Source organism: Rhodopseudomonas parapalustris (assembly GCF_053772255.1).
In genome coordinates this window covers 78,701-98,302 of record NZ_JAMKBZ010000020.1, presented here as the reverse complement: position 1 = coordinate 98,302, position 19,602 = coordinate 78,701, and the positions used below count along the sequence as shown (strand labels likewise).

Genomic DNA, 19,602 nt, shown 5'->3' with positions numbered 1-19,602 from the left:
GCCCGCGCATGACGGAATTGGTCAGTATCACGCTCGTCATTCCGGGGCGCCGCGCAGCGGCGAACCCGGAATGACCGACGGATCGAACTACTTCACCACCGCAGCGGTCTGGCCGAACAGCATCTTCTTTTCTTCCTCGGTGCGGATCGTCGGCTGGCCGAAGCTCGGATTGACCTCCTTGGCCTTGGCATAAGCGCGCTCGGTGGCGGGCCGGGCCGCGATGGCCTCCAGCCAGCGCTTCAGATGCGGGAAGTCGTCGATGTTCTGGCTCTGGTTCTTGTACGGCACGATCCACGGATACGACGCCATATCGGCGATCGAATAGTCGCCGGCGAGAAATTCGCGATCCGCCAGCCGCTTGTTGAGCACGCCGTACAGCCGGTTGGTCTCGTTGACGTAGCGATTGATGGCGTAGGGAATCTTCTCGGGCGCGTAGACGTTGAAATGATGGTTCTGCCCGGCCATCGGCCCGAGCCCGCCCATTTGCCAGAACAGCCATTGCAGCGCGTCGTTGCGGCCGTACAGATCCTTCGGCAGGAACTTGCCGGTCTTGTCGGCGAGATACAGCAGGATCGCGCCGGATTCGAACACCGACAGCGGCTTGCCGCCGCCGGCCGGCGCATGATCGATGATCGCCGGCATCCGGTTGTTCGGCGCGATCGCCAGAAAGTCCGGCTTGAACTGGTCACCGGCGCCGATGTTCACCGGCACGATGTTGTAGTCGAGCCCGGCCTCTTCGAGAAACATCGTGATCTTGTGGCCGTTCGGCGTGGTCCAGTAGTAGAGATCGATCATGTGGCGTGTCCTGCTGCCATGGTCGCGTCTGTCGCCTCGACCGCGCCGAATGGAACGATCGCCGCAGATTCATGCAACTGCATTCAATCTGCCGGAACCGAGCGCGAAGTCAATGCCCGGCGCCGATCAACAGCCCGTGTGACGCGCGGGAACGCGGCGGCTTTGCTGCGGGGCTGGCGTGCACAGCCCGTGGCCGCAGCCGCCCTTTTCTCGCTGCGGCTTCGGGCCCATATTCGGCGTATGGCGAAATCCCCCGACTCTTCCGACAAGCCCGCGCGCGCGGCGAGGGCCAAATCCGCTGCAGCGAAAACGCCGAAATCCAAGGCGCATCGGCCCGACGTGCAGCCGATCGGTCCGGCGCTGGCCGAGCTTTTGAATCCGGCGCTGAATCGCGGCGATGCGGGCCTCGGCTCCGGCACCGGCTTGCAGCCGCCGCCGGACAATTCGCACGACCGCCGTGGTGGCGAGGCGGCGGTGCATCGTGGCCGCGCTTCGACGCCGAAGGCCGGCGACGGCGCGACGCCGCGGCCGACCGCGCTGCAGCCCTATCCGCAGCCGCCGGGCGCCAGCCGCGGCGGCCTCAACGAAGCGCCGCAGGCCAATTACGGCACCGCCGCCACCATCCCGACGCTCGATCCGGAACTGGCGCGGCAGCTCGGCCTGCCGACCGAGGAGGACGACGCCGAAGCCTTGGCGCGGCCGCCGCGCAGCAAGATGGAGGCGCTCGGCGTCAAGGCCACCGCCGACGCGCTGGAGAGCCTGATCCGCGAAGGCCGCCCCGAGTTCAAAGGCGAGGACGGCGGCGTCAAGCTGTGGGTGCCGCACCGTCCGCCGCGACCGGAGAAATCCGAAGGCGGCGTGCGGTTCGTGCTGAAATCCGATTACCAGCCGCGCGGCGACCAGCCGCAGGCGATCAAGGAACTGGTCGAAGGTATCGATCGCAACGATCGCACCCAGGTGCTGCTCGGCGTCACCGGCTCGGGCAAGACCTACACCATGGCCAAGGTGATCGAGGCGACGCAGCGCCCGGCGATCATCCTGGCGCCGAACAAGACGCTGGCGGCGCAGCTCTACGGCGAGTTCAAGAACTTCTTCCCCGACAACGCCGTCGAGTACTTCGTCTCGTATTACGATTACTACCAGCCCGAAGCCTACGTTCCGCGCACCGACACCTATATCGAGAAGGATTCGTCGATCAACGAACAGATCGACCGGATGCGCCACGCCGCGACCCGCGCGCTGCTGGAGCGCGACGACGTCATCATCGTCGCCTCGGTGTCGTGCATCTACGGTATCGGCTCGGTCGAGACCTATACGGCGATGACCTTCGCGCTGAAGCGCGGCGAACGGATCGATCAGCGCCAGCTGATCGCCGATCTGGTAGCGCTGCAGTACAAGCGCACCCAGGCTGACTTCTCGCGCGGCACCTTCCGGGTGCGCGGCGACGTCATCGACATCTTCCCGGCGCACTACGAGGATCGCGCCTGGCGGGTGAAGATGTTCGGCGACGAGATCGAGGGCATCGAGGAGTTCGATCCCCTCACCGGCCACAAGCAGGACGAGCTGGAATTCGTCAAGATCTACGCCAATTCGCACTATGTGACGCCGCGGCCGACGCTGATCCAGGCGATTCAGTCGATCAAGACCGAGTTGAAATGGCGGCTCGATCAGCTGCATGCACAAGGCCGCCTGCTGGAAGCACAGCGGCTGGAGCAGCGCACCACCTTCGACATCGAGATGATGGAAGCGACCGGCTCCTGCGCCGGCATCGAGAACTACTCACGCTATCTCACCGGCCGCCGGCCGGGCGAGCCGCCGCCCACGCTGTTCGAATACGTGCCCGACAACGCGCTGGTGTTCGCCGACGAAAGCCACGTCTCGATCCCGCAGATCGGCGCGATGTTCAAAGGTGACTTCCGCCGCAAGGCGACACTGGCCGAATACGGCTTCCGCCTGCCGTCCTGCATGGATAACCGGCCGCTGCGGTTCGAAGAGTGGGACATGATGCGGCCGCAGACGGTCGCGGTGTCGGCGACGCCGGCGGCGTGGGAGCTGAACGAGTCGGGCGGCGTGTTCGTCGAGCAGGTGATCCGCCCGACCGGGCTGATCGATCCGCCGGTCGACATCCGCCCGGCCCGCACCCAGGTCGACGACCTCGTCGGCGAGGTCCGCGCCACTGCGGCGCGCGGCTATCGCACGCTGATCACCGTGCTGACCAAGCGGATGGCCGAGGATCTCACCGAGTTCCTGCACGAGCAAGGCATCCGTGTCAGGTACATGCACTCCGACATCGACACCATCGAGCGGATCGAGATCATCCGCGATTTGCGGCTCGGGGTGTTCGACGCGCTGGTCGGCATCAACCTGTTGCGCGAAGGCCTCGACATCCCGGAATGCGCGCTGGTCGCGATCCTCGATGCCGACAAGGAAGGTTTCCTGCGCAGCGAAACCTCCCTCATTCAGACCATCGGCCGCGCCGCGCGCAACGTCGACGGCAAGGTGATCCTCTACGCCGATCAAATGACCGGCTCGATGCAGCGCTCGATCGACGAGACCAATCGCCGCCGCGAGAAACAGATCGAATACAACACCGCGCACGGCATCACGCCGGAGAGCGTGAAGAAGTCGATCGGCGACATCCTGAACAGCGTGTACGAGCGCGACCATGTGCTGGTCGAGATCGGCGACGGCAAGGGCGCCGGCTTCACCGACGACGCCGCTGTGATCGGCCACAATTTCGAGGCGGTGCTGGCCGATCTCGAAACCCGGATGCGCGAAGCCGCCGCCGACCTGAACTTCGAGGAAGCCGCCCGTCTGCGCGACGAAGTCAAACGCCTGCGCGCCACCGAGCTCGCGGTGATCGACGATCCAACGGTGAAGCAGCGCAAGGTCGCCGACAAAGCCGGTGCTTACGCCGGCGCCAAGCGCTACGGCGCAGCCGCGAACCTGCCGGCGGAAACGGGGAAAGGCGGACGCGGCAAATCGGGATCACGAGGCGCCGCCGCCGCTTCACCCTCCCCCTTGCGGGGAGGGGCGGCCGAAGGCCGGGGTGGGGGTGCCCCGAGCACGACGTCAAAGGTCCACAAACCCGACCTCGACGAGATGGGCATCGCCGGCTGGCACGAATTCAAGAAAGTCCAGCGCGACAAGCCGCGCAAGCCGACACTCGACGAAATGGGCCCGGGCACGGAGAGCAAGATCTATCAGCCGACCTCCAGCCGCGAAGCCGGCCCCGAATTCGGCCCCTCCCCGCGCTCGACCGGCGGCGCGCCGGGAAAGAGGGGCGGGTGGAAGAAGAGGTAGCTGCCCCCCGGTTCCAACGCTGACTGAGATCAGCTAATCTATCGGAAGCGTTCGACGGGCTACGTCAGGAGATCCGCTGTGGTCGCACTGGTCATTCAGGTGGCGTTCGACGAAGAAGCTGGCGTCTGGGTCGCGCAAAGCGACGACATCCCGCTGGTGACCGAAGCCGAAACCTACGAAGTCCTGTATCGGAAGATGCCGGACCTGATCCAGGACGTCCTCGCCGAGAACGGCGACCCGCGCGCGGGTGAGGACGTGCCGTTCGAACTCGTCACGTCCAGTCATGCCACTCCGCGTTTTCAAGTGGCGTAGATGACCGACTACGCACCTGCTGTGAAGGACCTTCTCCGACAGCACGGGTGTGAGTTCATTCGGCAGGGCAAAGGCGATCACGAGATGTGGCGAAGCCCGATCAGCGGCAAGAGTTTTCCCGTCGATTCCAAGATCAAGTCGCGGCACACGGCGAACGGAATTTTGAAGCAGGCCGGACTGCCGAAGAAGTTCTGACGACATCGGGCCGGCCGCTCAGCGCGGCCCGTCGTCAAGGATGCCTCAGTCGCCGATCAGCCCCCTCACCGCCTCTTCCGCCTCTTTCCGATCTCCCACCAATACATACTCCCCGCGTCCCAGCGTCACCGCGCTCGCCGTGACCACCGCGCGCTTAGGGCAGATGCCGAGACAGCCGGTGGTGACGAGCTTGGGGCGTTTGCCGCCCTGCGCGGCGGCGGCGCGCTTCAGCTGGGCCTTCAGCGCCTGCTTCAGCTTCTTGCCGCCGTCGATTTTCGACAGGCATTTGCCGCAGATCAGCACCGGCGGCGGGCGTTTGGGGCGGGCGATGGGGAGGGAGGATTTGGTGGGCATGATCGTCATATAGGAACGATCGGGCCACGTAGGATGGGTTGAGCGCAGCGAAACCCATCCAACTCCATGGGCGTGAATGATGGGTTTCGCTGCGCTCAACCCATCCTACGAATTCTTGCTCCATCCACGGACCTCATCATGAGGAACCCGGCGCATCCGGGCGTCTCGAAGGATGGCGGCGGCCTCACGGCCTCATGGTTCGAGACGGCGCTGCGCGCCTCCTCACCATGAGGGACGGCGGTGGTCGACACAGACAAAGGGCGGCGCTTGTGGCGCCGCCCTTTTTAACTACTTCAGCTCTGGTGCGCGGGATTGATGGGTTTCGCTGACGCTCAACCCATCCTACGCGTCCTCTCGCCTCACACCCGCTCGATGATGATCGCCGGGGCCATGCCGCCGGCGGCGCACATCGTCACGAGGCCGCGCTTCAGACCGCGGCGTTCGAGTTCGTCGAGCACGGTGCCAACCAGGATCGCGCCGGTGGCGCCGATCGGGTGACCGAGGGCAATCGCGCCGCCGTTGACGTTGACCTTGGAGCGGTCGAGGTCGAGGTCGCGCATGAACTTCTCGGCGACCACCGCGAACGCCTCGTTGATCTCCCAGAGGTCGATATCGTCCTTGGTCAGACCGGCCTTCTGCAGCACCTTCTTGGCGGCCGGCACCGGCGCGTTCAGCATCAGGGTCGGATCGTCGCCGATGTTCGCCATCGCCACGATCTTCGCCCGCGGCTTCAGGCCGTGCTTGTCGGCGTATTCCTTCGAGGTCAGCAGCAGCGCCGCGGCGCCGTCGACCACGCCCGACGAGTTGCCGGCGTGATGCATGTGCTTGATCTCGAGGTCCGGGTACTTCTGGTTGATCAGCTTGCGATAGGTCGTGCCCTTGTCGTCGAGCGGATAGTCGGCCATCGCGGTGAAGGCCGGCTTCAGCGCGGCGAGGCCTTCGGCGGTGGTCTCAGGGCGCGGATACTCGTCCTTGCCCAGCACCACCTTGCGCTCGTCGTCGACCACCGGAACGATGCTCTTGTCGAAGCGGCCTTCCTTGATGGCGATCGCGGCGCGGCGCTGGCTTTCGAGGCCGAGCGCGTCGAGCGTCTCGCGGCTGATGCCTTCCATGCTGGCGATGGCGTCACCGCAGATGCCCTGGTGCGACTGCGGATGCACCTTGGCGAGGCGCGCGTTGCCCGCGCCCATGCCGAGCGGCGGCTTGCCGGCCGCCATGTCCTCGGCGGCCATCGATGCGGTCAGCGACATCATCTCGGTGCCGCCGGCGATCACCACGTCTTCCATGCCGCTCATGATCTGCGCCGCGGCGAAGTTCACCGCCGTGATGCCGCCGCCGCAGAAGCGATCGAGCGTGGTGCCGGAGGCCTTGATGTCGTAGCCGGCGTCGAGCGCGGCCATGCGGCCGAGGTCGCCGCCCTGCTTGCCGCGCTGGGTCGAGGTCGACCAGATGATATCGTCGACGTCGGCGGTGTTGAGCTTGTTACGTTCGGCGATCGCCTTCAGCACGGTGGCGGCGAGGTGCTGGGGATGCATGTCGGCCAGAGCGCCCTTTCCGACCTTGCCGATGCCGCGGGGGGTGCGGACTGCGTCGATGATATAGGCGTCTGCCATCTTGTTCTTCTCCCGATGTTGTTTGCGGTTTGTTTGGGGCTTGGCGGCGAGATTGTCCGAGACGCGGGCGAAGTCAAGCCGCAGCGGCGATACCGCACCATGCAATCTGTGGCGCGGGCGCGACTTATGCCGCGCGGCGGAACTGACGAATTGCCAAGCGAGGTGCGCCTCTGCATAGTCGCGCGCAATCGACGTTACTTTGGGGGACTACCAATCATGGCCGAGGCCGATCTCGACGCGATCATCCGGCAGCTCGCGAAACAACAGACCAAGGCGCTCACCGCCGCTGTGAAGAAGCGCCGCGCCGCGCTGCTGACGCGCGTCGCCAAGGCCAAGGACGCCGCCGGCAAGGCACAGGCCAAGGCGCTGGTGACCGCCGCCACCGAGCAGGGCCAGGCCGCGATCAAGCGGTTGCAGATGGCCGCCGACAACGCTGCGGATTCCTACGCCAGGGCGATGCGCAAGGCGGCCGAGGACGCCGCCGCAGTCGCGGCGAAGGAAAAGGCAGTGAAAGAGGTGAAAGACAAGGCGCCGAAGGATGCGGCAAAGGCCGCGCCGGTCGGCAAAGCGCCTCCCGCCGGCAAGGCGGGCTCGGCCAAGAAGGCTGCCGCCAAGCCGAAGAAGAAGGCCAAGGCAAAATCCTGAGGCTGGGTCCCGAAGCTAAAATCCGATCGGCTCGACCGTCACCGGCCCGCTCCGCGGGATGCGGCGGCGCTGGAGAGAACCGCCGCATCCGCGTGGGGCGATCAGCCGTGACGCACGTTGCGCGGAGCCGTCGATCCGGCTCGCCGACCGGCCGCTGATCGAAACGATCGGCGCCTTGGCCTGCGCCGACAGACTTACTGCTGGCGGATCACCCCTGCGACCTTATTGGTGCGCGGGTTCACCAGCACGATCCGATCGCTCAGCATCGCATAGTGATAGTTGCGGATCACCGGGACCTCGCTCGCCGCCTGGGACGGCAGCGCCCGCGTGTCGAGGCCCTTCGGCACCGCCTCGCCGACATTGCCGACGAAGCTGGCCGGCGGCGTCTGGCGCTGCGCGCTGCCGCTCAGCTCGCTCCACAACTTCTGCTTCTGCGTGTCGGTCAGCGCGAGTTTGCCCTGCGGCGCCGTGGAGCCAGTGGTGGCGTGCTCCATGCGGTCGTTGCGCTTCATCGGACTGGACGCTTCGCCGCGCTCCATCCCGGTCGCGGCGTTATTCTGGGACATGCTGCCCGCGAACGCTGCGGATGCGCCCGTGAACGCCAAAGCGCTCGCCAGGATGATCGAGAGATGCTGCTTCATGGACTCCCTCCTTTCGTTCGGTTCGATAGGCCCCGGAGCGAGCGATCAGCGGACACGCCGAGCCGCTCGCGGCTGGGGGACGGCAGGCCAACGCGGCGCGGCACGCTAACGTTTCGTTAAACATCCGCCATGTCGTCACGACGATGTGAGTCTTGTGCGCGGCTTGGTGAAGCCCTGCGCAGCGGCGATGGGGAACCAAAATCACATATGAGAACAATTGATTAGGCTGCGGGCAGGTGAGCGGGCCGCGCGCCAGTTGCGCATTGCGGAATTTTGTGCATCGCACAAGAAATCGATTGCATTTAATTCGCATTGTAACTAATTGGGCTGCATCCGCGCAGCAAATCGCGAAAGGCACGGCATCGTCAGCGATGCCCCAGGTGCCGCTGCTTGCCTCGACATAAATCTCAAACGGGATTGCCAATGACAGAGCATAGTCTCTGGCGGTTCTCGCGCGCATTGCATCGCGCTGTTACCGACCGCCAGCAAGAAGACCTCGCCGCACTGATCGACGACAACATCGACTGGGCGATTTACGGGCCGATCGACATGTTTCCGTTCTTCGGCGCCCGCCACGGCAAGGAGGCGGTGCTCGAAGTCTGTCGGCAGATTGCCGATTGCGTCCGGATTTATCGCTACCACCGCGAGTCGGTGATGCTCGGCCTCGATTCCGCCGCCTCGATGGTGCGATACTCGCTGACCGCGACCGACACCAACCGGCCGATCAGCGTGCGGATGGCGCTGTTCACCCAGTTCCAGAACGGCCGGCTGACCAATCTGCGCATGGTGCTCGACACCTTCGACCTGGTCGAACAGGCGCTCGGCCGCCCGATCCATCTGCCGAAGATCGCCTGATCGGGCCCTCCGGCGACGGTCTGCCGAAAGGCGCCACGGAACCGCCGTTAATCCGACGTTGAGGATTGTCGCCGAAACACCGAGGGGACGCCGCAGAACGGCCGCGATGCGGTCAAATTGCGCTGGAGTCATGCGGCGACAGAATGCGTGCGGGCGATCCCCGCGCGGCGTGACGCTCAAACAGGGGACCAACCGAATGAACGCCATTCCTTCCGAGAAGATCGAAACCGCCGAAGCCGACGAGAACCTCGCCGCCGTCTCCGAGGTGGAAGCGGGCATCCGCGACTTCGTCCGCAACGACATCGCCTATCTGCGCCGCCCGTCGGCGACCGCTTCCACCACCGACACCGCAGCGGCTCCCGCCTCGACGCTGGGCCTCGAAGGCGGTGCTGAAGCCGCGGTCAACAACGTCAATTCGCTAATCCAGCGCGTCGCCGGCACCTCGCTCGGCGAGATCGAGAACCTGATCGGCGAACTGGAGACGCTGCGTGACCTGCTGCACGCCGAAGGCCAGCGGGTGCAGCGCGAGATCTCCAGCTACGCCCAGCTCAGCCAGGCGGCAATGAAGTCGACCCGGATGATCGCCGACAACGTCGCGCAGTGGAAGCGCACCGCCGACAGCCTGCGTCACGGCTGATTCGCCCAACCGGCGGCCGCGGCCGGATTAGGCGGCGGCCCAGCCGAACTGGTGAACAACCCGGTTCAACAAATCATCGGTTCAAAACGACAAAAGCAGCCATCGCGAGGTGGCTGCTTTTTTGTCGTCGATCTCGAAACTCGCTCGGATCGAAGATGTCGAGGCCGGCTTGATCGCCGGCCGGTGACCGCTCAGCGGTCGGAGAGAGCGGCCGGCGTCTCGAGGCTATAGGAGCCCACGGCGTAGCCCTTCACGATCATTCCGGTGGTGATCATCACCGCCAGGGTCACGGTGGCGAAAATCACGCCCACCCATTTCAGTCCAACTTGGTCAGCCATTGTGTTCGATTCCCTCAGCCCTGCGTTCGTCGAACGTGACGCCCGCAGGGTTCACAACTTCCTAATATCCCCCGCGTTCCGGCGCCGTCTCGCGGAAAAGCCTCGCATTTGGTTAAAATGCGACCGGCTGTGTCCGCTGCGCCTCACTCGGCGTGCGGTCGCCTCGGCACGAACGCCGTGGCGAGGAACGAGAACACCTCCTCGCCGCGCTGATTGATCCCGGTGTTGCGCGCCTGCATGATTCCCCATTGCGGGCGCGAATCAGAAGGCCGCAGATTCTCGACCTGCTTGTAGTAGGTGATGGTGTCGCCGGCCAGCACGGGCTTCAGCCAGCGCAGCTCGCGGAAGCCCGGAGACGGGCCGCCGACCGCCACCTGATCGCCGCGCTTGGCGGCCTCGACCGCCTCGCGCTGGGCGTCCGCGACCATCAGCTTCATGCACACCGCGGCGATGTGCCAGCCGGATGCCGCCAGCCCGCCGAACAGCGACTGCTTGCCGGCCTCCTCGTCGAGATGGAACGGCTGCGGATCGAACTGCGCCGCGAACGTCTTGATCGAGTCCGCCGTGAACGTGAACGTGCCGACCTCGCGGCGGTCGCCGATCGTCATGTCTTCGAGAAAACGCATGGTGATCGCTATCCGTTGCTGCCGGCGGCGACCGGCGCGGCGTCCGCGTCACGGCGCTTGACGATGATCGGCGACACCATCTCGCTCAGCATCTGGCCGCGGCCGTTGCGGACATAGCACTTGAAGGTGACGATCCCGGTCTCGGGCCGGCTCTTCGACACCCGCGCTTCGATCACTTCGACGTCGAGCATCAGATCGTCGCCGGGCCGCAGCGGCGACATCCAGCGCATCTCGTCGACGCCGGGCGAGCCGAGCGAAGCGGTGTCCTTGATGAAACCGTCGTACATCATCCGCATCATCAGCGACGACAGGTGCCAGCCGGAGCCCGACATGCCCTTCAGCATCGATGCGTTGGCGGCGTGATCGTCCAGATGCATCGGCTGCGGATCGTATTCCGAAGCGAAAGCGATGATCTCCTCGCGCGTCACACGGCGAGGTCCATAGCGGCCGAAATGGCCGGGCGCGAAATTTTCGAAGAACAGGGCTGTCATGGCATTTGCTGGTAGGAGAGCCCGATTGTGGCCGTTATTGCGGTCGATCACAAGCCCATCATTCGGTTTGTTGGGGGAGACCACCGATGTTCAACTTTCGGGACCTGTTTCAATGGGACCGTTTCATCACGCCGACCATCATCAAGACCTTCTATTGGCTGGTGATCGCGTTGACGGTGCTGTTCGGAATTTCCGGCGTGTTTTCCGGACTTGCGGCGATGGCGGTGAGCCCGTTCAGCGGCTTCATCCTGGTGCTGTCCAGCCTCGCCTCGATCCTGGTCGGGATCGTGTTCTCGCGCATCGTCGCAGAGTTCGTGCTGATCGTGTTCCGCATCAACGAACACCTCGGCGCGATCCGCGATCAGCAGGGATTCAGATAACAAAGAGACCGTCATTCCGGGGCGCGAACATAGTTCGCGAACCCGGAATCCCGAGATTGTTGCGACCAGAGATTCCGGGTTCGCGCTTCGCGCGCCCCGGAATGACTCGGTGAAAGGCAGGCGCGCGAAGAATCGCGCTCCCGCCCTCAGGTATTAAACCTGAAGTGCATCACGTCGCCGTCGGCGACGACGTATTCCTTGCCTTCCAGCCGCAGCTTGCCGCCGTCGCGGGCGCCGGCTTCGCCGCCGAGACGGATGTAGTCGTCATAGGCGATGGTTTCGGCGCGGATGAAGCCCTTCTCGAAATCAGTGTGGATCACGGCTGCGGCCTGCGGCGCCTTGGTGCCCTTGGTGATGGTCCAGGCACGAGCCTCCTTCGGGCCGACGGTGAAGTAAGTGATCAGGTGCAACAGCTCGTAGCCGGCGCGGATCAGCCGGTCGAGACCGGCCTCGTGCAAGCCCAGCGTGTCGAGAAAATCAGTACGCTCCTCCTTCGACAGCGTCGCGATTTCGGATTCGATCTTGGCCGAGATCACCACCGCGACCGCCCCCTCTTCCTTGGCGCGCGCCATCACCGCTTCGGAAAACGCATTGCCTTCGGCGGCCGAGCCTTCCTCGACGTTGCAGACGTACAGAACCGGCTTGGAGGTGAGCAGGCCGAGCATCCGGAACGCGCGTTCTTCCTCCGGCTTGCGCTCGAGGAAACGCGCCGGCTTGCCGTCGCGTAGCAGCGTGAGCGCGCGGGTGACCAGCTCGAGCTGCTCCTTGGAATCCTTGTCGCCGCCCTTCGCCTTCTTGGTCAGGTTGTCGACGCGCTTTTCCAGGCTCTCGAGATCGGCGAGCATCAGCTCGGTCTCGATCGTCTCGATGTCGGCGAGCGGCGCGACCTTGCCTTCGACATGGGTGATGTCGCTGTCTTCGAAGCAGCGCACGACGTGCGCGATCGCGTCGACCTCGCGGATGGTGGCGAGGAACTGGTTGCCGAGGCCTTCACCCTTGGAGGCGCCCTTCACCAGGCCGGCGATGTCGACGAACGTCAGCCGGGTCGGAATGATCTGCTGCGACTTGCCGACCTCCGCCAGCTTGTCGAGCCGCGGATCCGGCACCGCGACCTCGCCGACATTCGGCTCGATGGTGCAGAACGGATAGTTCGCCGCCTGCGCCGCCGCGGTCTCGGTCAGCGCGTTGAACAGCGTCGACTTGCCGACATTCGGCAGCCCGACGATCCCGCATTTGAAGCCCATGTCGTCCTCGATCCAGAGTTCGTCATGCCCGGCCTTGTGCCGGGCATCCACGCCTTACGGCGTTGCCGCTCGGCGAAGGCGTGGATGGCCGGGACAAGCCCGGCCATGACGGTGTGTTACTTGGCGACTTTGTCGCCCTTGTCGTTGTCGTAAAATCCCTTCGCCTGCATCGCCAGATGCACCTTGTTGGCGAAGGAGGCGTCTTTTCCCTTGGCGATCAGGCCGGCATTGTCGGCGGCGATCTCGCACAAAGCTTCGACCCAGGGCCGCTCGCTCTTGGCGAAGTCGCCGAGCACATGATTGTGCACCAGATCCTTTACGCCCGGATGGCCGACGCCGAGACGGACGCGCAGATAATCGTTGCCGATATGCGCCGAAATCGAGCGCAGGCCGTTGTGCCCGGCGATGCCGCCGCCGACCTTCACGCGAACTTTCGCCGGCGGCAGTTCGATCTCGTCGTGAAACACGGCGACCTCGTCCTGCCCGATCTTGTAGAAGCCGGCGGCCTCCTGCACGGCGCGACCGGAGTCGTTCATGTAGGTCGTCGGCTTGAGCAGCGTGATGCGCACCCCGTCGAGTACGCCGTCGGCGGTCTCGCCCTGAAAACGACGGCGCCATGGCGAGAAGCCATGACGCCGCGCGATTTCGTCGATGACCATGAAGCCGATGTTGTGCCGGTTGCCCTGGTACTTCGCACCAGGATTGCCGAGCCCAACGAACAGCCGCATGACGCGGGACCCCGCGCCGGATTACTTCTTCTTGGCCGCCGGAGCAGCCGCGGCCGGAGCCTTGGCAGCAGCAGCCGGAGCCTTCGCCGCAGCAGCCGGCGCGGCAGCGGCCGCAGGCGCGGCACCCGCCGCAGCCTTGTCTTCGTTGTAGCCCGACGGCGGCACGATGGTGACCAGCGTGACGTCCTCACGCGACACCGACTTGACGCCCTTGGGCAGCGCGATGTCCGACAGATGCAGCGACACGCCGATGTCGAGGTTCGACACGTCGGCTTCGATGAACTGCGGGATGTTGTCGGCCGGCGCTTCCAGCTCGACGGTGTGGGTGACGATGTTGAAGGTGCCGCCGCGCTTCACGCCCGGAGCGACGTCGAGACCCTTCAGGTGCAGCGGCACGCTGATGCGGATGGTCGCACCGGCGCCGAGCCGCAGGAAGTCGACGTGCAGCGGGAAGTCCTTCACCGGATCGAGGTGATAGTCGCGCGGGATGACGCGATGCTTCTGGCCGTCGAGGACGACGTCGAAAATCGTGGTCAGGAACCGGCCTGCCAGGATCCGCAGGCGAAGCTCTTTCTCTTCGACCGAGATCGGCAGCGGGGGCTGGTTGTCACCGTAGATCACTCCGGGCACGCGGCCGGCGCGACGCTCGGCCCGGGCGGCCCCCTTGCCGCTCTTCGGACGCGCGGTCGCCTTCAGTTCCAAGACGCTCGTCATCTGTTTAAGTCCTTGATCTGTAAAAAGTTAAAGGCCGCAAAGCGGCCCATTTGCACACGCCGCGGCAAGCCTCCAGGGGTGCGGGGGCCGCAGACGTGGCGGGTTTCTAGCCGCAAAGGCCGCAAATGACAAGGAAATCAAGTCTTCCCGAGCACGGCCTCATCCTGAGGAGCCCGCGCCGCCCGCTAGGCGGCGGCGGGCGTCTCGAAGGACGCGACCGGGTGTAGGCTGAGCCTCATCGGCCTTCATGGTTCGAGACGGCCGCTTCGCGGCCTCCTCACCATGAGGGACTCGAGCAGGGCAAACTGGCGCCTGTTCGCCGTCCTCACGCCAGCGCGGTCGGGGGCTCCGAGCCGCCGCCCTGGCGGGCTTCCAGCGCGGCGATGCGGGCCTTCAGGGCTTCGTTCTCTTCGCGGGTGAGGCGAACCATCTCCTTGAACGCCTCGAACTCCTCGCGCTTCACCAGATCGAGGTCGCGCAGAATCTTCTCGGCCTGGCTGCGCACCACGCCGTCGATCTCGCGCTTGACGCCCTGGGCCGCGCCGGCGGCGTCGTTCATCAGGCGGCCGATCTCGTCGAAAAGCCGGTTGTTGGTCTGGGTCATGGTCGAGATCTCCGTCGCGCGTCGTGCGCGGTTGCAAGCCACACGGGCATTGCGGTGACAATGGCGATGGAACGGGCGTCCTTCAAGGCCGCGAAGCCGCGACCCGAGCCGGCCCGGCCGGTTTCGCCTCTCCTTGCGACGTTCGCACCCACGTCGCAAGGTCGATTTAAGCATCAGTCGACAGTTCCTGGAGCGCGCATCGCGGCAATTGACGCTGTACCGTTGCGGGCTTTGGAGATAAGCCAAACGAACAATGCCATTCTTCGCCGTCGCCTTTCCCGTGTTCGATCCGGTGGCCGTCGCGATCGGTCCGTTCGCGATCCGCTGGTACGCGCTGGCCTATATCGCCGGCATCGTCATCGGCTGGCTGTATGCCCGGATGCTGCTGCAGCGTCAGCGGCTGTGGGGCGGTCCATCGCCGATCTCGCTGGAAGCGTTCGACGACTTCATCCTCTGGGTCACCATCGGCATCATCCTCGGCGGCCGCACCGGCTACGTGCTGTTCTACAATCTCGACTTCTTCATCCGGAATCCGGCGGAGATCTTCGAATTGTGGAAAGGCGGGATGTCGTTCCACGGCGGCTTCATGGGCTGCGTGCTGGCGGTCGTGCTGTTCGGCTGGAAGCGCAAGGTGCCGATCCTGTCGCTCGGCGACATCACCTGCGCGGTCGGCCCGATCGGGCTGTTCCTCGGCCGCATCGCCAACTTCATCAACGGCGAATTGTGGGGCCGGCCGGCCGACGCCTCGGTGCCTTGGGCAATGGTGTTTCCCCATGCCGGGCCGTTGCCGCGGCATCCGAGCCAGCTCTATGAAGCCGGGCTCGAAGGCATCGCGCTGTTCGTGATCCTGGCGCTGATGATCCGCGCCGGCGCGCTGAAGCGGCCGGGCCTGATCATCGGCGCGTTCCTCACCTTCTATGGCCTCGCCCGCATCACCGGCGAGTTCTTCCGCGAACCCGATCCGCAGCTCGGCTTCCTGTGGGGCGGGCTGACGATGGGGATGCTGCTGTCGGTGCCGATGGTGATCGTCGGCATCGGCGTGACGATCACCACCTGGCGCCGTGGACAGGTGACCTCGCCTGCGGCCTCGACCCATCCGAGCGAGTCCGCCTCATGATCGACCAGACCGCGCTCGCCACCGAGATCAAGCGGCTGACCAAGGCCGCCGGCCCGATGCCGGTGTGGCGCTACATGGAGTTGTGTCTCGGCCATCCCCAGCACGGCTACTACATCACCCGCGACCCGCTCGGCCGTGAGGGTGACTTCACCACCTCGCCCGAGATCAGCCAGATGTTCGGCGAACTGCTCGGGCTGTGGTCGGCCTCGGTGTGGAAGGCGGCCGACGAACCGCAGGAGCTGCGGCTGATCGAGATCGGCCCCGGCCGCGGCACCATGATGGCCGACGCGCTCCGGGCGCTGCGGGTGCTGCCGATCCTGTACCAGTCGCTCAGCGTGCATCTGGTCGAGGTCAACCCGGTGCTGCGACAGAAGCAGGAAGCCACGCTGGCCGGCATCCGCAACATCCATTGGCACGACAGCTTCGACGACGTGCCGGAAGGCCCCGCCGTCATTCTCGCCAACGAGTATTTCGACGTGCTGCCGATCCATCAGGCGATCAAGCGCGAGACCGGATGGCACGAGCGGGTGATCGAGATCGGCGAGTCGGGCGAACTGGTGTTCGGTGTCGCCGCCGATCCGATTCCCGGCTTCGAGGCGCTGCTGCCGCCGCTGGTGCGGCTGGCGCCGCCCGGCGCCGTGTTCGAATGGCGGCCCGACACCGAGATTCTGAAAATCGCCAGCCGGGTGCGCGACCAGGGCGGCGCGGCGCTGATCATCGACTATGGCCATCTGCGCAGCGACGTCGGCGACACCTTCCAGGCGATCGCCAGCCACAGCTATGCCGATCCGCTGCAGCATCCCGGCCGCGCCGACCTCACCGCCCATGTCGACTTCGACGCGCTCGGCCGCGCCGCCGAAAGCATCGGCGCCCGCGCCCACGGCCCGGTGACCCAGGGCACTTTCCTGAAGCGGCTCGGCATCGAAACCCGCGCGCTGTCGCTGATGGCGAAAGCGACCGCGCAGGTGTCGGAAGACATCGCCGGCGCGCTGCAGCGCCTGACCGGCGAAGGCCGCGGCGCGATGGGCTCGATGTTCAAGGTGATCGGCGTATCCGACCCGAAGATCGAGACCCTGGTCGCGCTCAGCGATGACACCGACCGCGCCGCCGAGCGCCGGCAAGGGACCCACGGATGATGATCACCTCGCCGCTGCTCGGCGCCGCGCCGGGCCTGCGTCATGCGTTCTTCACCCGCGAGGGCGGCGTGTCCGAAGGCATCTATGCCGGGCTGAACGCCGGCGTCGGCTCGAACGACGACCCGGCCAAAGTCGCCGAGAACCGGCGGCGCATGGCCGAGGCGCTCGGCGTCACGCCGGAGCACTTCCTCACCGTCCACCAGGTCCATTCGCCGGACGTCGCGGTGGCTGAGACGCCGTGGGATGCGGCAAACCGGCCAAAGGCCGACGCCATCGTCACCCGCACGCCGGGTCTGGCGATCGGAGCCTCGGCCGCCGATTGCGGTCCGATCCTGTTCGCCGATCCGGCTGCGCGAGTGATCGGCGCCGCCCATGCCGGCTGGAAGGGCGCACTGACCGGCGTGCTGGAGTCCACCCTGGCGGCGATGGAGCGGCTCGGCGCCGACCGCAGCCGCGTGATCGCCGCGATCGGCCCGCTGATCCGGCAGCCGTCCTACGAGGTCGGCGACGAGTTCGTTGCCCGCTTCACCGCCGCCGATCCGGCTTACGCGGCGTTCTTCGCCGCGGCCGGCCGGCCCGGTCATGCGCAATTCGACCTCGGTGGTTTCATCCGGATGCGGCTGGAAACCGCCGGCGTCGGCATGATCGACGATCTCGGCATCGACACCTATCCGGACGAGCGGTTCTTCTCCTACCGGCGCACCACCCATCGCAGCGAGCCTGACTACGGCCGCCACGTCCACGCGATCGTTCTGGAGTGAGCCCGCAGGGCCAAAGGTAAACGTGGATTAACCACGTTGGTTTACGGATCGGACCCGGCCGATCGGGACAATTCACTGAAACTTTTAGAGAAATTGTTGCGCAGCGGCGGCAAAAGGTTAACCGGGCGGGCGCCGCACCCTAGACCTTAATGCATTTTAACGATATCGCTTGCCTCGTTCGGCGGCCGCTGTGCCGCGCCTTCGACGGGACCCTGCATGTCGGCTCGCCTGCCCCGCCAGATCGCTTCGCGCACGACGCACACCGCCCTCCTGCTCGCATTGCTGACCGGCCTCGCCGGCTGTGTCACCGAAGGCGGCCCCGGCGCCGGCCCGATGGCTTCGGCAGGCGGAACTGGCGTTGCATTCGAGTCGATCGACGGACCGCCGCCGCAGGTGTTCGACCGCATGGTCGCGGTGCTCGACAGCGAATCCAAGCTGCGCCACATCCCGGTGGTCTCCCGCGAAGGCGGCGCGGCCTATCGGGTTCGCAGCTACCTGTCGGCGCAGGTCCGCGGCAACCGCACCAACATCGCCTGGGTCTGGGACGTCTACGATCGCAACCAACAGCGCGCGCTGCGGCTGTCCGGCGAGGAACCGGCCGGCAACGGCCGCGATGCTTGGTCGCAAGCCGACGACGTCGTGCTGCGCCGGATCGCACAAGCCGGCTTCACCGGCCTCAGCGGCTTGGTGAACGGCGGGTTACCAGCCGAGCCCGCCAAGCCTTCGGCGCCGACGGCGAGCGGCCCGGCGATCGCAAGCGCCGAGCCGACACCGGCGGCGAGCAGCGATGCGTCCTCTGCAGCCCTGAGTTACGCTGCACGCTGATTGCTGCAATTGCACGCGACATAGGTCGAATCCGCATCGGAAAACCGTCACGATGGGTTGCCATCGCTGGCGGCCGACTGTTATCACCTCGCTCGCAAAAGTGTCCGATTTCGCGAGTCAACCGATATGCTGAACGTAGTATCCACCGCGCCGAGGGGGGACGCGTCGATGTCGGGCAAGAACGGATCGGTCAAACTGGTCGCCGGCAACTCCAATCCGGCACTGGCCCGCGACATCGCCCAGTGGCTGAACATGCCGCTGACCAAAGCGAGCGTCCGCCGCTTCGCCGACAACGAAGTCTTCGTCGAGATTCAGGAGAACGTCCGCGGTTCGGACGTCTTCATCATCCAGTCGACGTCGTTTCCGGCCAACGACCATCTGATGGAACTTCTGATCATCACCGACGCGCTGCGCCGTGCCTCGGCGCGCCGCATCACCGCGGTGATCCCGTATTTCGGCTACGCCCGGCAGGACCGCAAAGTCGGCTCGCGCTCGCCGATCTCGGCCAAGCTGGTCGCCAATCTGATCACCCATGCCGGCGTCGACCGGGTCATGACGCTGGATCTGCACGCCGGCCAGATCCAGGGCTTCTTCGACATCCCGACCGACAACCTCTACGCCTCGCCGGTGATGGTGCGCGACATCAAGGAGCGCTTCGACCTGTCGAAGGTGATGGTGGTGTCGCCCGACGTCGGCGGCGTGGTCCGCGCCCGCGGCCTCGCCAAGCGCCTCAACACCCCGCTGGCGATCATCGACAAGCGCCGCGAGCGCGCCGGTGAATCCGAAGTGATGAACGTGATCGGCGACGTCGCTGGCTACACCTGCATCCTACTCGACGACATCGTCGATTCCGGCGGCACGCTGGTGAACGCCGCCGAAGCGCTGATCGCCAACGGCGCCACCGACGTCTACGCCTACATCACCCACGGCGTGCTGTCCGGCGGCGCCTGCGCTCGGATCACCAATTCCAAGCTCAAGGAGCTGGTGATCACCGACTCGATCCAGCCGACCGAGGCGGTGTGCAACGCGCCGAACATCCGCACGCTCTCGATAGCCTCCCTGATCGGCGAAGCAATCGGCCGCACCGCGGCGGAAGAGTCGGTGTCGAGCCTGTTCGACTGAGCTTTCCTCACCTCTCTTTCGTCATTCCGGGGCGCGCGAAGCGCGAACCCGGAATCTCTTCGTCGACAAGAAAGTCGTCATTCCGGGGCGCTCACGAAGTGAGCGAACCCGGAATCTCGACGTTCAAGGCACCAGCAGTATTTCAATAATCTCTGGATTCCGGGTT

General features: G+C 65.5%; 23 protein-coding genes. 12 read left to right on the top strand and 11 right to left on the bottom strand.

Annotated features, from left to right (window positions below):
• Positions 1-87 precede the first annotated feature (87 nt).
• Positions 88-795 carry a glutathione binding-like protein gene (locus tag M9H71_RS17565; protein WP_455406237.1) on the bottom strand — a complete coding sequence of 236 codons (708 nt, stop codon included), beginning with the start codon at positions 793-795 and terminating at the stop codon, positions 88-90.
• A 240-nt stretch (positions 796-1,035) separates the two neighbouring features.
• Between M9H71_RS17565 and uvrB the strand changes: the two genes are divergently transcribed.
• From uvrB to M9H71_RS17550, 3 genes are all read left to right on the top strand, one after another.
• A complete protein-coding gene (gene uvrB, locus M9H71_RS17560) occupies positions 1,036-4,098 on the top strand; it encodes an excinuclease ABC subunit UvrB (RefSeq protein WP_455406236.1) in 3,063 nt (1,020 codons plus the stop codon).
• A gap of 78 nt (positions 4,099-4,176) precedes the next feature.
• On the top strand, positions 4,177-4,410 hold the full coding sequence (locus M9H71_RS17555) for a DUF1902 domain-containing protein (RefSeq protein ID WP_455406235.1): 234 nt from the start codon (positions 4,177-4,179) through the stop codon (positions 4,408-4,410).
• A complete protein-coding gene (locus M9H71_RS17550) occupies positions 4,411-4,605 on the top strand; it encodes a type II toxin-antitoxin system HicA family toxin (RefSeq protein WP_455406234.1) in 195 nt (64 codons plus the stop codon).
• A 45-nt stretch (positions 4,606-4,650) separates the two neighbouring features.
• Here the strand turns inward: M9H71_RS17550 and M9H71_RS17545 are convergent, their stop codons facing one another.
• Entirely contained in the window at positions 4,651-4,968 is a 318-nt protein-coding gene (locus tag M9H71_RS17545; protein WP_455406233.1) for a (2Fe-2S) ferredoxin domain-containing protein, read from the bottom strand.
• 350 nt (positions 4,969-5,318) lie between these two features.
• Positions 5,319-6,572: an acetyl-CoA C-acetyltransferase gene (locus M9H71_RS17540; RefSeq protein ID WP_455406232.1), complete on the bottom strand. Its 1,254-nt coding sequence runs from the start codon at positions 6,570-6,572 to the stop codon at positions 5,319-5,321.
• A 216-nt stretch (positions 6,573-6,788) separates the two neighbouring features.
• Between M9H71_RS17540 and M9H71_RS17535 the strand changes: the two genes are divergently transcribed.
• The gene (locus M9H71_RS17535) at positions 6,789-7,217 is read left to right on the top strand and encodes a hypothetical protein (protein ID WP_455406231.1); all 429 of its coding nucleotides are present in this window, start codon (positions 6,789-6,791) and stop codon (positions 7,215-7,217) included.
• Between the two features lie 194 nt (positions 7,218-7,411).
• Here M9H71_RS17535 and M9H71_RS17530 read toward each other — a convergent pair whose 3' ends face one another.
• Positions 7,412-7,858: a DUF1236 domain-containing protein gene (locus tag M9H71_RS17530; protein ID WP_455406230.1), complete on the bottom strand. Its 447-nt coding sequence runs from the start codon at positions 7,856-7,858 to the stop codon at positions 7,412-7,414.
• Between the two features lie 423 nt (positions 7,859-8,281).
• On the opposite strand from M9H71_RS17530, the gene M9H71_RS17525 reads away from it, so the two are divergent.
• Both M9H71_RS17525 and M9H71_RS17520 read left to right on the top strand, forming a co-directional pair.
• Positions 8,282-8,713 carry a nuclear transport factor 2 family protein gene (locus tag M9H71_RS17525; protein ID WP_164607517.1) on the top strand — a complete coding sequence of 144 codons (432 nt, stop codon included), beginning with the start codon at positions 8,282-8,284 and terminating at the stop codon, positions 8,711-8,713.
• 196 nt (positions 8,714-8,909) lie between these two features.
• Complete coding sequence (locus M9H71_RS17520) at positions 8,910-9,350, top strand: hypothetical protein (protein ID WP_455406229.1); 441 nt, start codon at positions 8,910-8,912, stop codon at positions 9,348-9,350.
• Between the two features lie 191 nt (positions 9,351-9,541).
• Here the strand turns inward: M9H71_RS17520 and M9H71_RS17515 are convergent, their stop codons facing one another.
• The 3 genes from M9H71_RS17515 to M9H71_RS17505 form a co-directional block, all read right to left on the bottom strand.
• Positions 9,542-9,688 (bottom strand): hypothetical protein, encoded by a 147-nt coding sequence (locus M9H71_RS17515; protein WP_205512618.1) that lies wholly within the window; start codon positions 9,686-9,688, stop codon positions 9,542-9,544.
• Between the two features lie 143 nt (positions 9,689-9,831).
• On the bottom strand, positions 9,832-10,314 hold the full coding sequence (locus M9H71_RS17510; protein WP_455406228.1) for a MaoC family dehydratase: 483 nt from the start codon (positions 10,312-10,314) through the stop codon (positions 9,832-9,834).
• An 8-nt stretch (positions 10,315-10,322) separates the two neighbouring features.
• Entirely contained in the window at positions 10,323-10,805 is a 483-nt protein-coding gene (locus M9H71_RS17505) for a MaoC family dehydratase (protein ID WP_455406227.1), read from the bottom strand.
• A gap of 86 nt (positions 10,806-10,891) precedes the next feature.
• On the opposite strand from M9H71_RS17505, the gene M9H71_RS17500 reads away from it, so the two are divergent.
• A complete protein-coding gene (locus tag M9H71_RS17500; protein WP_455406226.1) occupies positions 10,892-11,185 on the top strand; it encodes a DUF4282 domain-containing protein in 294 nt (97 codons plus the stop codon).
• A 146-nt stretch (positions 11,186-11,331) separates the two neighbouring features.
• Here M9H71_RS17500 and ychF read toward each other — a convergent pair whose 3' ends face one another.
• The 4 genes from ychF to M9H71_RS17480 all read right to left on the bottom strand — a co-directional run bounded on the left by ychF (position 11,332) and on the right by M9H71_RS17480 (position 14,475).
• Positions 11,332-12,429: a redox-regulated ATPase YchF gene (gene ychF / locus M9H71_RS17495; RefSeq protein ID WP_455406242.1), complete on the bottom strand. Its 1,098-nt coding sequence runs from the start codon at positions 12,427-12,429 to the stop codon at positions 11,332-11,334.
• Positions 12,430-12,545: 116 nt separating this feature from the next.
• Positions 12,546-13,157 carry an aminoacyl-tRNA hydrolase gene (gene pth, locus M9H71_RS17490; protein WP_455406225.1) on the bottom strand — a complete coding sequence of 204 codons (612 nt, stop codon included), beginning with the start codon at positions 13,155-13,157 and terminating at the stop codon, positions 12,546-12,548.
• Between the two features lie 21 nt (positions 13,158-13,178).
• Positions 13,179-13,871, bottom strand: coding sequence for a 50S ribosomal protein L25/general stress protein Ctc (locus tag M9H71_RS17485; protein ID WP_455406224.1), 693 nt, complete (start codon positions 13,869-13,871; stop codon positions 13,179-13,181).
• A gap of 325 nt (positions 13,872-14,196) precedes the next feature.
• The gene (locus tag M9H71_RS17480) at positions 14,197-14,475 is read right to left on the bottom strand and encodes an accessory factor UbiK family protein (RefSeq protein WP_011159891.1); all 279 of its coding nucleotides are present in this window, start codon (positions 14,473-14,475) and stop codon (positions 14,197-14,199) included.
• Positions 14,476-14,728: 253 nt separating this feature from the next.
• Here M9H71_RS17480 and lgt point away from each other — a divergent pair, with 253 nt between their 5' ends.
• From lgt to M9H71_RS17455, 5 genes are all read left to right on the top strand, one after another.
• Positions 14,729-15,592, top strand: a complete 864-nt coding sequence (gene lgt, locus M9H71_RS17475) for a prolipoprotein diacylglyceryl transferase (RefSeq protein ID WP_455406223.1) — start codon at positions 14,729-14,731, stop codon at positions 15,590-15,592.
• Positions 15,589-16,728: a class I SAM-dependent methyltransferase gene (locus M9H71_RS17470; protein ID WP_455406222.1), complete on the top strand. Its 1,140-nt coding sequence runs from the start codon at positions 15,589-15,591 to the stop codon at positions 16,726-16,728. The genes lgt and M9H71_RS17470 overlap by 4 nt, the downstream gene beginning before the upstream one ends.
• The gene (gene pgeF, locus M9H71_RS17465; protein WP_455406221.1) at positions 16,725-17,489 is read left to right on the top strand and encodes a peptidoglycan editing factor PgeF; all 765 of its coding nucleotides are present in this window, start codon (positions 16,725-16,727) and stop codon (positions 17,487-17,489) included. Before M9H71_RS17470 ends, pgeF begins: the two co-directional genes overlap by 4 nt.
• A gap of 216 nt (positions 17,490-17,705) precedes the next feature.
• Positions 17,706-18,314, top strand: coding sequence for a hypothetical protein (locus M9H71_RS17460; protein ID WP_455406220.1), 609 nt, complete (start codon positions 17,706-17,708; stop codon positions 18,312-18,314).
• A 168-nt stretch (positions 18,315-18,482) separates the two neighbouring features.
• A complete protein-coding gene (locus M9H71_RS17455; protein ID WP_455406219.1) occupies positions 18,483-19,436 on the top strand; it encodes a ribose-phosphate pyrophosphokinase in 954 nt (317 codons plus the stop codon).
• The last annotated feature ends 166 nt before the right edge of the window (positions 19,437-19,602 follow it).